The organism is Pseudomonas sp. Pseu.R1 (genome assembly GCF_045764065.1).
In the GTDB taxonomy this organism is placed as follows: Bacteria; Pseudomonadota; Gammaproteobacteria; order Pseudomonadales; family Pseudomonadaceae; genus Aquipseudomonas.
The window spans coordinates 2,398,991-2,413,059 of the sequence record NZ_JBJGEE020000001.1; the positions used below are offsets into that span (position 1 = coordinate 2,398,991).

Consider the following 14,069-nt stretch of genomic DNA (forward strand, 5'->3'; position numbering starts at 1 on the left):
ATGGGGATGTTCGCCGTTACGGCACCGGGGGCAACAATTGGCAGCCCTGACGCGCACCTTGCCATTGCGCTGTGCTCTCCCGGCCCATGCCGGTGGCAGTGATGCGCTTGTCGCTGGCACTTTCCGACAACGTGCTGGGCAGCCACTGCTTCACGTACCGCTGACAATAGTCCACCGGGTTGTTCATCACATAACGGCAGGAACAATATTCCTTGGCGGTGTAGGCGCTGATGATGCTTGGGAACACCTGCAATGGCACTCGCCAGACCCAGAGCACGGCGCACAGGAAAAACAGCAGCAGGATCGCGAGGCTGCTGAATGGGCGACGTCGAATGAAGCCTTTACCCGCGTTCATTGGGCACCCTCCCCGAGCACGGCATGCAACGCTCGCTTCAACAACTGATTGTGGTCGTAGGTGCCGTCCCGGTCATCGGCGTAGCGCACGATGACCAATCCCTTGCTCGGAACCACGTACAGCGCCTGGCCCCAATGCCCAAGCCCGGCAAACGTATCGGGCGGCGCGTCTGGCCAAGGTCCGGGCTGACTGCCTGCTTTAAGGTTCAGCCACCACTGGCCACCGGGGGCTTCACCCGTGGCATTCGGGAATGCGAACGGCGTGACGTTGAAATCGATCCACGCTTTGGGCAACAACTGGCGACCTTGCCAGACGCCACCGCGTTGCATCAGCAGGCCAATGCGCGCCAGGTCGCGAGCGGTCATGTAGGCGTAGGACGAACCCACGAACGTGCCGGTGGCATCCGTCTCCCATACCGCACTTGTGATGCCCAGCGGGTCGAACAAGGCCGTCCACGGGTAATCGGCATAGGCCGTGTCGCCCACCATGCCTTTCAACGCGGCGGCCAACACCGTGCTGTCGCCGCTGGAATAGCGATACGAGGTGCCGGGAGCGCTGGTTACCTTGTGCTCAGCGGTGTAGCGCGCCATGTCGCCGCGCCCACGGGTGTAGAGCATCGCGACCACCGAGGAATTGAGCGGTGCGTATTCGTAGTCTTCCTGCCAGTCCAGGCCCGAGGCCCAGTGCAGCAGGTCTTGAAGGCGAATATCGGGGTGGGCGCTGAACGGCGAATAGAACTTCGCCACTGGATCATCGAGCTTGAAATGCCCCTCGCCGAAGGCCACGCCGAGCACGGTCGCCAGAATGCTTTTGCTGATGGACCAGGTGAGGTGCGGCGTCTGGGCGGTCGTCACGCCTGCGTAGCGTTCGTAGACCACTTCACCGTTGCGGATGATCAACAGCGCGTCGGTGCGGATGCCTTTGCGCTCCTGTTCGTCGCGAGGTGGGAAGGCGTAGGTTTCCAGATCCTTTAGGGCAGCGCTCTGTGCAAGAGGGTGAACGGGCCACTCGGGGTCAGGCCAGCTCTCGGCAAACGCCACATTGGCGAACAGCAAGAAAACGAACAACAGACGGCTCATGAAGGGGTCTCGAACGCAGGTTGCCCAGAACCCTAGCAGGGGATGATGACAACGCGTGGAGGCCAACACATCTTCTTCGACAAACGCTGTTCACCTTGTGGGAGCGAAGTCATTCGCAATGCGGCGTGTCAGGCGAAATCAATGTCGCGTGTGCCGACGCCATCGTCGGAAGCCGCCCAGAATGAATTCGCTCCCACAAGATGATCTACGTCGGTTCATGAACGTAGGCGCACACCCTCCGTCCGCCCTGTCACGCAACCATCACCAAAGCTTAATGGTCATGACATCGGCCCTCCCTAGCCTGCATTCGTACAGCAATGCTTCGAATAATCAGTCGACCGGCCTGGACCAGGGCTGGCCCACGGAGACGCCACATGACTCAGATCGCCAGTATTCGAGACTCCAGCTCCGACCGCCGTCTGCAGGCTGAACGCCTGATCGGCACCCAAGCCCTGCAGGAAGCACAGGCTTTGCGCTTCAGCGTGTTCAGTGGCGAATTCAACGCAAAACTCAAAGGCGCCGAGCTGGGCCTGGACATCGACGATTACGACATCCATTGCATGCACATCGGCGTACGTGACCTGAACAGCGGTCGCCTGGTCGCCACCACTCGCCTGCTGGACCACAAGGCCGCCAACACGTTGGGCCGGTTCTACAGCGAAGAAGAATTCAGCCTGCATGGCCTCGGCCATCTGCAAGGCCCAATCCTGGAACTGGGCCGCACCTGCGTCGACCCGGCCTACCGCAACGGCGGCACCATCGCAGTGCTGTGGAGCGAACTGGCTGAAGTCCTCAACGAAGGCGGCTACAGCTACCTGATGGGCTGCGCCAGCATTCCGATGCAGGACGGCGGCATTCAGGCCCAGGCAATCATGCAGCGCCTGCGCGAACGTTACCTGAGCACAGAGCACCTGCGCGCCGAGCCGAAGAACCCGTTGCCCAATCTGGACCTGCCGAACAACGTCATCTGCGAAATGCCGCCGCTGCTCAAGGCCTACATGCGTCTGGGCGCGAAGATCTGCGGCGAGCCGTGCTGGGACGAAGACTTCCAGGTCGCCGACGTGTTCATCCTGCTCAAGCGCGACGAACTCTGCCCGCGCTACGCCCGCCACTTCAAGGCAGCCGTGTGATGGGCGCCCTGCGCAGTCATGCGCGCGTCATTCGCGTGTTGTGGGTCATCGGTCTGGGCCTGACCATCGCGGGCACCTTCGCCCTGATGGAACGTATGAGCATCGGCGCGTCCATGGCTCGTCGTCAGCGCTGGACCAGTTGGTTCATGGCGCGCCTGACCGCCGCTCTGCCCTTCCGCGTGAAGGTCAGCGGCAAACTGCCCGATCAGCCAATGCTGTGGGTCTCCAACCATGTTTCGTGGACCGACATCCCGCTGCTGGGTATGCTCGCCCCACTGTCGTTTCTGTCCAAGGCCGAAGTGCGCACCTGGCCTGTCGCCGGTTGGCTGGCACTGAAGGCTGGCACACTGTTCATCCGTCGCGGTTCGGGCGACAGCAAATTGATCCAGAAACAGATGGGGCAGCATTTGCTGAGCAAGCACTCGCTGGTGATCTTCCCCGAAGGCACCACCACCGACGGTCGCAGCCTGCGCACCTTCCATGGCCGCTTACTGTCGAGCGCGATTGAAACGAGCACCCCACTGCAACCGGTGGCGATCCAGTACCTGCGAGACGGCAAACCGGATCAGATCGCGCCGTTCATTGGCGATGACGATCTGCTCTCCCACTTGCGCCGCCTGTTCGCCAACGAGGTGAGCGAGGTGCACATTCAGTTGCTGACCCCGATTCAGCCGCATGACAAAGAACGCGCAGCCCTGGCGTTCGAAGCCCAGCAGGCGGTTCAGGTGGCGCTGTTTGGCGAAGCGGATCAGCCAAACGAGACGGCTCAGCCTGATGGCGCCCGCCCGGCGGCCAAAGCCGCCTGAGCGAATGCCTGAAGTTCAGGATAGAACACGCTGAAATCCTCACTCAATGGTCGATAAAGCGCCTGCAATTCCTGCATGGCGCCGACCAACCCTTCGGGGCGCGACAGGCGTCTGGAAATCCCCGCCAACGCGTTGCCCACCACCTCGAACTCCACGTACGAACCCAGCCAGTCCTGCGCAGCCATGCGCGGGGCGATCAGCGCCAGACGTTCGGGTAATTGCGGTTCGTCAGCCAGCACGCGGTAGACCTTGCCGGTGAAAATCTCCAGCGGTTCGTCAGCATAGTGCGCCCAGTCTCGCGCCAGGCAGTGATCGAAAAACACGTCCAGTACGATCCCCGCGTAACGCCTGCGCTCTGCCGGAAAGCGCGCCATGGCCTGTTTGATGACGGGATGGGAGTCAGTAAAGGCGTCGATGCGTCGGTGCAGACGAATGGCGTCCTCGATGTCCGCAGGAAAACGCCCCGGCAGCAGCCCTTTGACGAAATCGCCGTACAGGCTGCCGAGCAATTGCGCAGGCGTTTGACCGCCAAGGTGGAGGTGTGCGAGGTAGTTCATGGAGAGGAATGTATCAGAGTGCAGCGCAATCCCTGTAGCCGCCCGGCCGTGCTGCTACGAGGATCGCGTTTCAATGGACTGCAAATGAAGGCAGTACGAATATCGTTATAACCCGATATACCGATTTTCGACTTCCTTATCACGCATTCATATTTGTATATCGCGATTTACAGATATATGGTTCGCCCTATCGCGATATACCGCTACACACCCTTGAGAACGACATGCCTATCGACCTCGACGAAATAATAAAAGCCCTGGCGCACCCGGTTCGCCGTCAGATTCTGGACTGGCTCAAAGACCCTGCGACCTGCTTCCCGGACCAAACGCACAGTTTCGAAGGCGGCGTCTGCGCCGGTCAGATCGACCAACGCGCCGGACTTTCGCAATCGACGGTTTCTGCCCATCTGTCGCAACTGCAACGTGCCGGGCTGATCACCAGCAAAAAGCACGGGCAGTGGCACTTCTTCAAACGCAACGAAGACGTCATTCAGGCGTTTTTGCAGGAACTGAACAAGCAGCTCTGAGCTGACCGTTCCCCTACAGATTCAGGAGACGCACCGTGCCTCTTTCGCTACTTATTCTGGCCCTGAGCGCCTTCGCCATCGGCACGACCGAGTTCGTCATCATGGGCCTGTTGCCCGACGTCGCCGCCGACCTCGGCGTGAGCATTCCTGGCGCCGGGTGGTTGGTGACCGGCTATGCGCTGGGCGTTGCCATCGGCGCGCCGTTCATGGCCATGGCCACCTCCCGCCTGCCGCGCAAGGCTGCGCTGATCACACTGATGGGCATCTTCATCATCGGTAATCTGCTGTGCGCCGTGGCCTCCGATTACAACGTGCTGATGCTCGCCCGCGTCATCACCGCCCTGTGCCATGGCGCGTTCTTCGGCATCGGCTCGGTGGTGGCCGCCGGTCTGGTTCCGGCCAACCGTCGAGCCTCGGCCGTCGCCCTGATGTTCACCGGTCTGACCCTGGCCAACGTGCTAGGCGTGCCACTGGGCACAGCGCTGGGTCAACAGGCGGGCTGGCGTTCGACGTTCTTTGCTGTGACCGTGATCGGCGTGATCGCCTTCATCGGTCTGGTGCGCTTCCTGCCCAATAAACACGACGAAGAGAAACTCGACATGCGCGCCGAGCTGGCGATGCTCAAGGGCGCCGGAATCTGGCTGTCCCTGAGCATGACGGCGCTGTTTTCTGCGTCGGTGTTCGCGCTCTTCACTTACGTGGCGCCACTGCTGGGCGACGTCACCGGGGTTTCGCCTCGCGGTGTGACCTGGACCCTGATGCTCATCGGCCTTGGATTGACCGTCGGCAACATCATCGGCGGCAAGCTGGCAGACCGGCGTCTGGCCGCCACGCTGATCGGCGTGTTCATCACCATGGCCGTTGTCTCGACGGTTCTGAGCTGGACCAGCGCTGCACTGATCCCCGCCGAGGTGACGCTGTTCCTTTGGGCTGTCGCCTGCTTCGCGGCGGTCCCGGCCTTGCAGATCAATGTCGTGACCTTCGGCAAGGACGCACCGAACCTGGTGTCGACCCTGAACATCGGTGCCTTCAACGTCGGCAACGCCTTGGGGGCCTGGGTCGGCGGCAGCGTCATCGCCCACGGCTTCGGTCTGACCAGCGTGCCACTGGCCGCGGGCGCTTTGGCGGTACTGGCCCTGCTGGTCACCCTGATCATTTTCCGTCAGCGCGGCGATGCCGAGCTGGCTGCGGTAGCGAACTGAGCCTCAAGAGTCAGCGCTGAACGCATGCGTTAACCACTGCGGATTCACCCTTTACTGACAGCATTGAGGATATTCCCGATGACCACGATTTTTGACCCGATCAAGGTCGGCGAACTGGACCTGACCAACCGAATCATCATGGCCCCGTTGACCCGCTGCCGCGCGGACGAAGGGCGCGTGCCCAATGCGATGATGGCCGAGTACTACGTACAGCGCGCCTCGGCGGGCCTGATCATCAGCGAAGCCACCTCGGTGACACCAATGGGCGTAGGCTACCCGGATACTCCCGGCATCTGGTCCAACGACCAAGTGCGCGGCTGGAGCAACATCACCAAGGCCGTTCATGCGGCAGGTGGCAAGATCGTGCTGCAACTGTGGCACGTGGGCCGTGTGTCTCACCCCATCTACCTGAACGGTGAAGCGCCGGTCGCGCCAAGCGCCATCCGGCCAAAAGGTCACGTCAGCCTGGTGCGTCCGCTGTCGGATTACCCAACGCCACGGGCACTGGAAACCGCTGAAATCGCCGACATCGTCGACGCCTATCGTGTCGGTGCGGAAAACGCCAAAGCCGCTGGTTTCGACGGCGTGGAAATCCACGGCGCCAACGGTTACCTGCTCGATCAGTTCCTGCAAAGCAGCACCAACCAGCGCACCGACGCCTACGGCGGCTCGCTGGAAAACCGTGCGCGTCTGCTGCTGGAAGTGACCGATGCGGCGGTAGAAGTCTGGGGCGCTGGCCGCGTTGGTGTGCACCTGGCACCTCGTGCCGACTCCCACGACATGGGCGACGACAACCTGGCCGAAACCTTCACCTACGTGGCGTCGGAGTTGGGCAAACGCGGCATCGCGTTCATCTGCGCTCGCGAACGTGAACTGGACGACAGCCTAGCGCCACGCCTGAAGCAAGCCTTTGGCGGCGTGTTCATCGCCAACGAGAAGTTCACCAAGGAAAGCGCCAACGCCTGGCTGGCCAGCGGCAAAGCCGACGCAGTCGCCTTCGGCGTGCCGTTCATCGCCAACCCTGACCTGCCTGCGCGTCTGGCCAAGGATGCACCACTGAACCAGCCGCACCCAGAAACGTTCTACGGCAAGGGTCCGGTGGGGTATCTGGATTATCCGACGTTGTAATTCAGACAACGCGGAACCTGTGAGCCGCCTTGGTGGCGAACGAGGAAGGTCAGGCATCTCGATGTTGTCTGAACCCCCGCATTCGCCAGCAAGCCGGATCCCACAATTTCAGCGTCGAACAAAAAATCTGAATTCGACGCAATCGAAGCGGGAGCCGCCTTGCTGGCGAAAAGGCTAGCCAGCCACCCTAGAATCTCCCACATCAAAAAACCCGCTCACTGCCCCCGCGCATTAATCTGCTGCGACAACGTCTGAATCTGGCTCTGCAAGGTGTTCAGATTACGCGTCATCTGCCCACGGAATGCATCGAATTCCTGGGTGCTCGCGCCCGAGGAAGCCGCCTGCGCCGGACGATTGTCCTGCTCGCTCTTGAGCACGATCATGTCCTGCTCCAGTCGCTCGATCGCCTGGCTGTTGTTGTTCTTCTTCAGGTTCGCCACGTCTGCCGACAAACTCTTGATTTGCGCGTCCAGCGAGTCCTGCTCGGCCTTGGCTGACTTTCCGTCCGGCATCGCCGCTTTCAGTGCGGCCAGTTCAGTGGCCACGGTCTTGAGCTGATCTTGCAACTGCTGATTGATTGCCTGCTGCTGGGCCGTCTGACTGGCAATCTGCTCCAACCGCTTGTCCAGGCCGCCCTGCAATCCAGCCACGCCTTGTTGCTGTTTGCTCTGATCGGCCAATTGGTCCTGCAACTGCTTGATCTGAGCTTTCAGCGCTGCGCCGCCGCTATTGGCTTCTGACTCACTGGCGTTGAACTTGCCGGAAATGTCCTGCAGACGGCCTGCAGCTTCTTCACTGATCCGCGCGAAGCTTTCCTGAGTGGCCACCAACTGCTGTTCCATCAACGAGATCTGCTGAAAGCTCCACCAGGCCAAGCCGCAGAACGCGATCAGCAGCGCGCCAATCAGCGCCCACAAAGCACCTGATCCTGGCGCTTTGACTTTCACGACCGGTGTGGTCCGCGAATACACCGTCGTACGCTCACGGGCACCGGCGGTGGGGATGAAATCGTCGTCATCGTCTTTGGCGCTAAGGCTCGGAATGTCATCGACGTCGTCATAGGGGTCTTTGCGCATGGGTTTCCCTTTGAAATCCATTGAATCTTGAGGGTGGAGGCTGTCCACCGAACGTTAGGACCATCCGAATCGTCGGCTGTTTTACAGCGCCGTACCGTGTGTCGCTTTCCACCAGCCGCAGAACTCGTCGAGCGCGGTCCAGACGCTGACCTTGGGCTGGTAATCCAGATAATACTGGGCGCGGCTGATATCAAGCGTGAAATCTCGGCTCATGACCTGCATTCCGATTCTCGACAGCGTCGGTTCAGGTCGACCGGGCCAGAGCAGGCACGCAGCCTCGTTGATCGCAGCGGCGCTGTAGCCCAGGCCATAGGAGCGATAGCGCGTGACGGGCGGCAGCTCCATCTTGCGCATCACGTAATTGACCACGTCCCAGATCGGAACCGGCGCACCATTACTGATGTTGTACGCCTTGCCCAGGGCCGAGCCGGTCGCCAGCAGGCTGCTGAGCAATGCTTCGTTGAGGTTCTGAATGCTGGTGAAGTCGACTTTGTTCAAGCCGTTGCCGATGATCGAAAGACGCTTCTTGCTCTGCATCTGCATCAGCCGTGGAAAGATGCTGTTGTCCCCGGCCCCGGTGACGAAGCGCGGGCGCAAGGCAATCACTTCCAGACCGAACTCTTCGGCACCGAACACCTTCTGCTCCGCCAGGTACTTGGTGGCAGCGTAGTGGTTGTGGAAACGTTTGGGCACCTGCTCTTCACGAATATCGAGGTGCGACTTGCCGTCGAAATAGATCGAAGGCGACGACAGGTGCACCAGCCGTCGCACTCGCCGCTTGAGGCAGGCCTCAACGACGTTTTCGGTGACCTGAACGTTGCCTTGCAGGAAATCCTGATGCTTTCCCCAGGTGCCGACCGCACCGGCGCAATGCACCACGGCTTCGACGTCGTCGCACAGCGCCTGCACAAGTTCGGCGTCGTTCAGATCGCCTTGAATGAACTCGGCCCCCCGTCGAACCAGATGTTCAACGCCTTGCGGGCGACGGCCGTTGACCCGGACGCTCAACCCCTGCTCCAACGCAAAACGCGCAAAGCGTCCGCCGATGAAGCCGCTTGCGCCGGTGACCAGAATCTTCATTTACCGCTCCGTTTTACGTCTGTAGCAGCCTGGCTTGCCGGCGGCGGCGTCATCAAAATCGCTACCGTCGGCAAGCCGGACTGCTACAGGGATTTGCGTGAATCACACGTTGACGTTCACTGCTCGCTCAGCGGCACCAGCCATTGCCCGGCTTTTTTCGCCAAATGCTCGGTCAACTGCGTCAACAGTTGCCCACCGTTGCGCCAATGATGCCAGTACAAAGGCACATCCACCCACTGATCCGCGAACAACTCCACCAGCTTGCCAGCCGCCAATTGCTCGCGAACCTGCATCTCAGGCACCAGCCCCCAGGCCATGCCCGCCTCGGTCATGCGCATGAAGCCTTCGGACGACGGGCACAAATGGTGCTGGAAACCGCCATCAACCCCCAACGACGCCATGTAGCGATGTTGCAGAAAGTCGTCAGGGCCAAACACCAACGCGGGCGTGCGCGCCAGCGCCTGAGACGTCACCCCGTTCGGGAAATGCCGAGCGATGAATGCGGGGCTGGCCAAACCACGATAGCGCATGGCGCCCAGCGACAGGCTTCTGGCCCCGGCGACAGGCCGTTCGCTGGCGCACAGACAAGCGGCGACCTCTCCTGCGCGCATGCGCTTGAGGCCGACATCCTGATCTTCAATCACCAGATCGGTCAGTAAGTGATGCTCGGCGCAGAAGTCCCCTACCGCCGGTGCCCACCAGGTCGCGAGGCTGTCGGCGTTGAGCGCAATGCGCAATCGTTCAGGCGCACCGCCTTCGTCAAGCGCAGGGACGACGCTTTGCAGGTCACGCTCCAGCAACCGAACCTGCTGCACGTGGTTGAGCAGGCGCTGACCGATTTCCGTCGGTGTCGGTGGCGTGGCCCTGACCAGCACCGGCTGGCCGACCCGCGCCTCCAGCAGTTTGATGCGCTGGGACACCGCCGATTGCGACAGCCCCAACACCTGAGCGGCACGCTCGAACCCCGTTTGTTCCACGACCGCCGCAAGGGCCGCGAGCAGTTTGTAATCGAACATCAATTTTCCTAATGAGCGATCAGCATTATTGGTTTTTCTTATACCGCCGATCCCTCGACAATCGCCACACTCTTTTCATCGCAACACCTGACTCACGGAGCAAGACATCATGTGGCAAAGCTACCTCAACGGACTGTTGGTCGCGTTCGGCCTGATCATGGCCATCGGCACGCAAAACGCCTATGTGCTGGCGCAAAGCCTGCGTCGTGAGCATCACCTGTCCGTCGCGGTGCTGTGCATTCTGTGCGACGTGGTGCTGGTGGCTGCCGGAGTGTTCGGGTTGGCCAACGTGCTGGCGCATAACCCGACATTGCTTGCCGTGGCGCGCTGGGGCGGTGTGGTGTTTCTGCTCTGGTACGGCGCCAAGGCGCTGCGCCGTGCTTTGGCCCCGCAAAGTCTGCAAGAGGGGGACGTCAACGGCCAGCGCTCGCGTCGCGCGGTCCTGCTGACAGCACTGGCGGTGACGCTACTCAACCCGCACGTTTATCTGGATACCGTTTTGCTGATCGGGTCTCTGGGCGCTCAACAGACCGAGCCCGGCGCGTATGTCGCGGGCGCCGCCAGCGCATCGCTGTTGTGGTTCTCGACGCTGGCGATTGGCGCAGCCTGGCTGGCGCCCTGGCTCGCCCGCCCCGCCACTTGGCGTCTGCTGGATCTGATGGTGGCGGTGATGATGTTCAGTGTGGCGGTGCAGTTGATTCGCACGGCTTAAATATGGCGCCCAACACGCCCCTGTGAGAGCCGGCTTGCTGGCGAATGCGGTGGATCTGTGACGAATGAGCCGCCTGACACTCCGCCTTCGCCAGCAAGCCGGCTCCCACAGAGATCAGCGTGCCACCGCTTTTCATCATTTCCCCTGCAAACCTCTGGAACCTCTATCCCACACAGTTGTTGCGTGGTTATGGGCCGGGGCCGGTGCTATGATCCAGCCCCTGCGCCGCAAAGAGTAAAAACTCGCCGGCGTATTCTGTCTGGCCGTCCGTGATCGGCCTTGCGCTAACCGCAACCTGACCTGATTAGGAGAATTACCATGGCTTTCGAATTGCCGCCGCTGCCTTACGCTCATGACGCTCTGGCACCGCACATCTCCAAGGAAACGCTGGAATACCACCACGACAAACACCACAACACCTACGTCGTGAACCTGAACAACCTGGTCCCAGGCACCGAGTTCGAAGGCAAGACACTGGAAGAAATCGTCAAGTCTTCCTCGGGCGGTATCTTCAACAACGCAGCCCAGGTCTGGAACCACACTTTCTACTGGAACTGCCTGGCGCCAAACGCTGGCGGCCAGCCTACCGGTGCACTGGCTGACGCCATCAACGCTGCATTCGGCTCCTTCGACAAGTTCAAGGAAGAGTTCAGCAAAACCTCCATCGGCACCTTCGGCTCCGGCTGGGGCTGGCTGGTGAAGAAAGCTGACGGCTCCCTGGCGCTGGCCAGCACCATCGGCGCAGGCAACCCGCTGACCAACGGCGACACCCCGCTGCTGACCTGCGACGTCTGGGAACACGCGTACTACATCGACTACCGTAACCTGCGTCCAAAATACGTCGAGGCGTTCTGGAACCTGGTGAACTGGAAGTTCGTCGCTGAGCAGTTCGAAGGCAAGGCGTTCACTGCCTGATTTGCGCACCCAATGAAAAAAGCCCGGCCTGTCCGGGTTTTTTTTCGCCTTCTATTCGTCCTTTATGTATTGTCAGGCCACGATAGCGGACTAATATCAGGTTCGGTCAGAATCGACGAAACGAGGCTCAAGTTCCGCCCTCTGTTTACCGACACAGTACTGATAGCCAAGATTGCCCCTGTGAAATCGTTACCTGAATGAAACAGGTCGAGGGTGTTTCAAAACCTTGACCCCGGGCGCTGTATTGCCAATGCTTGTTACGTCACCCGCTATCAGCATGGATGAAGGAATGGCCATTTGAAGCTGGAACTCAAAAACAGCTTGTCGGTGAAGCTGCTGCGTGTGGTGTTATTGTCGGCGCTGGTCGTGGGCGTTGTGCTCAGTTGCGCGCAAATCGTCTATGACGCCTACAAAACCCGGCAAGCCGTCGCCACAGACGCCGAGCGGATTCTGGACATGTTCCGAGACCCGTCGACTCAGGCTGTCTATAGCCTGGATCGGGAAATGGGCATGCAGGTCATCGAAGGTCTGTTCCAGGACAAGGCCGTGCGCATGGCATCCATTGGCCATCCTAACGAAACCCTTCTCGCCGAAAAGACCCGCGATCTCAAATCGTCCCCCACCCGCTGGCTGACCGATCCGATTCTCGGACAGGAACGCAGCTTCACCACGCAACTGGTCGGTCGCAGCCCCTACAGCGAATACTACGGCGACCTGCGCATCACCCTCGACACGGCCACCTACGGTGAAGGCTTTCTGGTCAATTCAATGATCATCTTCGTTTCCGGCGTGTTGCGTGCACTGGCCATGGGGATGGTGCTGTATCTGGTGTATCACTGGCTACTCACCAAACCGCTGTCGCGCATCATCGAACACCTGATCAGCATCAACCCCGACCGCCCCAGCGAGCATCAACTCCCCCTGCTCAAAGGCCATGAAAAGAACGAACTGGGGATTTGGGTCACCACCGCCAACCAGCTATTGGCCTCCATCGAGCGCAACACCCACTTGCGTCATGAGGCCGAATCCAGCCTCCAGCGCATGGCCCAATACGACTTCCTGACCGGCCTGCCCAATCGCCAACAACTGCAAACCCAACTGGACAAGATTCTGGTCGATGCCGGTCGCGTGCAACACCGAGTGGCCGTGCTGTGCGTTGGTCTGGATGACTTCAAAGGCATCAACGAGCAGTTCAGCTATCAAGCGGGCGACCAGTTATTGCTGGCGCTGGCCGACCGTCTGCGCGCTCATAGCGGACGTCTGGGCGCACTGGCTCGCTTGGGCGGCGACCAGTTCGCGCTGGTTCAGGCCGATATCGAACAGCCCTACGAAGCGGCCGAGCTGGCGCAAAGCATCCTCGACGATCTGGAAGCCTCTTTCGCGGTAGAAGGCGAAGACATCCGTCTGCGGGCCACCATCGGCATCACCCTGTTCCCGGAAGATGGCGACAGCACCGAAAAGCTGCTGCAAAAAGCAGAACAGACCATGACTCTGGCCAAGACCCGCTCACGCAATCGATACCAGTTCTACATCGCCAGCGTCGACAGCGAAATGCGCCGCCGCCGAGAACTGGAAAAAGACCTGCGCGAAGCCTTGGTGCGCAATCAGTTCCATCTCGTCTACCAGCCACAGATCAGCTACCGGGACCAGCGTGTAGTGGGCGTTGAGGCACTGATTCGCTGGATTCACCCCGAACACGGCTTCGTGCCGCCGGATCAGTTCATTCCACTGGCCGAACAGAACGGCACGATCATCGCGATTGGCGAATGGGTGTTGGATCAGGCCTGTAAACAACTGCGCGAATGGCACGATCAAGGCTTCACCGAACTGCGCATGGCTGTGAACCTGTCCACCGTGCAACTGCACCACTCTGAGTTACCCCGCGTGGTGAACAACCTGTTGCAGATCTACCGTCTGCCGCCGCGCAGCCTTGAACTGGAGGTGACGGAAACCGGCCTGATGGAAGACATCAGCACCGCCGCTCAACACCTGCTCAGCCTGCGTCGCTCCGGGGCGTTGATTGCGATCGATGACTTCGGAACCGGATATTCCTCGCTGAGCTATCTCAAAAGCTTGCCGCTGGACAAGATCAAGATCGACAAGAGCTTCGTTCAGGACCTGATCGACGACGATGACGACGCCACCATCGTGCGCGCCATCATTCAGTTGGGCAAAAGCCTTGGCATGCAGGTCATTGCAGAAGGTGTGGAAACCACTGAGCAAGAGGCGTACATCATTTCCGAGGGTTGCCACGAGGGTCAGGGCTATTTCTACAGCAAGCCGCTGCCTGCCCGGGAGTTGCTGTCGTACCTGAAACAATCCCATCGCACCCACGTCGGCGTTCTGTAGCCGATCTCTCCTTGAGGAAAACCGCTGGCTCCTGATTTGGCCTCGGCATTGCCGAGGTCCCTTCACTCCGACGCCCATGTCGCGTTCAGCGGTGTCTCGACTATTTGTCTATGAAGAGCGAGAGCGTTTGGTGTTGC

At 60.4% G+C, this 14,069-nt stretch carries 14 protein-coding genes; 8 read left to right on the plus strand and 6 right to left on the minus strand.

Annotation, left to right across the window (positions count from 1 at the left end; genetic code table 11):
- Positions 1–16: 16 nt before the first annotated feature.
- Positions 17–355, minus strand: coding sequence for an amidase (locus ACI5GA_RS11015; protein WP_404635851.1), 339 nt, complete (start codon positions 353–355; stop codon positions 17–19).
- Positions 352–1,434, minus strand: a complete 1,083-nt coding sequence (locus tag ACI5GA_RS11020; protein ID WP_421422783.1) for a serine hydrolase domain-containing protein — start codon at positions 1,432–1,434, stop codon at positions 352–354. Before ACI5GA_RS11020 ends, ACI5GA_RS11015 begins: the two co-directional genes overlap by 4 nt.
- A gap of 374 nt (positions 1,435–1,808) precedes the next feature.
- Between ACI5GA_RS11020 and olsB the strand changes: the two genes are divergently transcribed.
- Together olsB and ACI5GA_RS11030 are read left to right on the plus strand one after the other, a co-directional pair.
- Positions 1,809–2,564, plus strand: coding sequence for an L-ornithine N(alpha)-acyltransferase (olsB, locus tag ACI5GA_RS11025; protein WP_404635847.1), 756 nt, complete (start codon positions 1,809–1,811; stop codon positions 2,562–2,564).
- A complete protein-coding gene (locus ACI5GA_RS11030) occupies positions 2,564–3,370 on the plus strand; it encodes a lysophospholipid acyltransferase family protein (RefSeq protein WP_421422784.1) in 807 nt (268 codons plus the stop codon). Before olsB ends, ACI5GA_RS11030 begins: the two co-directional genes overlap by 1 nt.
- Here the strand turns inward: ACI5GA_RS11030 and ACI5GA_RS11035 are convergent.
- Complete coding sequence (locus tag ACI5GA_RS11035) at positions 3,331–3,927, minus strand: ACP phosphodiesterase (protein ID WP_404635843.1); 597 nt, start codon at positions 3,925–3,927, stop codon at positions 3,331–3,333. The two genes, ACI5GA_RS11030 and ACI5GA_RS11035, sit on opposite strands and share 40 nt — an antisense overlap.
- A gap of 224 nt (positions 3,928–4,151) precedes the next feature.
- On the opposite strand from ACI5GA_RS11035, the gene ACI5GA_RS11040 reads away from it, so the two are divergent.
- The 3 genes from ACI5GA_RS11040 to ACI5GA_RS11050 all read left to right on the plus strand — a co-directional run bounded on the left by ACI5GA_RS11040 (position 4,152) and on the right by ACI5GA_RS11050 (position 6,784).
- Positions 4,152–4,454: an ArsR/SmtB family transcription factor gene (locus ACI5GA_RS11040; protein WP_404635841.1), complete on the plus strand. Its 303-nt coding sequence runs from the start codon at positions 4,152–4,154 to the stop codon at positions 4,452–4,454.
- A 35-nt stretch (positions 4,455–4,489) separates the two neighbouring features.
- A complete protein-coding gene (locus ACI5GA_RS11045) occupies positions 4,490–5,656 on the plus strand; it encodes an MFS transporter (RefSeq protein ID WP_421422785.1) in 1,167 nt (388 codons plus the stop codon).
- A gap of 78 nt (positions 5,657–5,734) precedes the next feature.
- Positions 5,735–6,784, plus strand: coding sequence for an alkene reductase (locus ACI5GA_RS11050; RefSeq protein ID WP_421422786.1), 1,050 nt, complete (start codon positions 5,735–5,737; stop codon positions 6,782–6,784).
- A gap of 215 nt (positions 6,785–6,999) precedes the next feature.
- Here ACI5GA_RS11050 and ACI5GA_RS11055 read toward each other — a convergent pair whose 3' ends face one another.
- From ACI5GA_RS11055 to ACI5GA_RS11065, 3 genes are all read right to left on the minus strand, one after another.
- Positions 7,000–7,860, minus strand: a complete 861-nt coding sequence (locus tag ACI5GA_RS11055) for an ATPase (RefSeq protein WP_421422787.1) — start codon at positions 7,858–7,860, stop codon at positions 7,000–7,002.
- Between the two features lie 81 nt (positions 7,861–7,941).
- Positions 7,942–8,940: an NAD-dependent epimerase/dehydratase family protein gene (locus ACI5GA_RS11060; RefSeq protein WP_404635833.1), complete on the minus strand. Its 999-nt coding sequence runs from the start codon at positions 8,938–8,940 to the stop codon at positions 7,942–7,944.
- Between the two features lie 116 nt (positions 8,941–9,056).
- Positions 9,057–9,956, minus strand: a complete 900-nt coding sequence (locus ACI5GA_RS11065) for a LysR family transcriptional regulator ArgP (protein WP_421422788.1) — start codon at positions 9,954–9,956, stop codon at positions 9,057–9,059.
- A 109-nt stretch (positions 9,957–10,065) separates the two neighbouring features.
- On the opposite strand from ACI5GA_RS11065, the gene ACI5GA_RS11070 reads away from it, so the two are divergent.
- From ACI5GA_RS11070 to ACI5GA_RS11080, 3 genes are all read left to right on the plus strand, one after another.
- Positions 10,066–10,668 carry a LysE/ArgO family amino acid transporter gene (locus ACI5GA_RS11070; RefSeq protein WP_421422789.1) on the plus strand — a complete coding sequence of 201 codons (603 nt, stop codon included), beginning with the start codon at positions 10,066–10,068 and terminating at the stop codon, positions 10,666–10,668.
- Positions 10,669–10,986: 318 nt separating this feature from the next.
- Positions 10,987–11,583, plus strand: a complete 597-nt coding sequence (locus tag ACI5GA_RS11075; RefSeq protein ID WP_108236952.1) for a superoxide dismutase — start codon at positions 10,987–10,989, stop codon at positions 11,581–11,583.
- Positions 11,584–11,880: 297 nt separating this feature from the next.
- A complete protein-coding gene (locus tag ACI5GA_RS11080; RefSeq protein ID WP_404635827.1) occupies positions 11,881–13,932 on the plus strand; it encodes a putative bifunctional diguanylate cyclase/phosphodiesterase in 2,052 nt (683 codons plus the stop codon).
- The last annotated feature ends 137 nt before the right edge of the window (positions 13,933–14,069 follow it).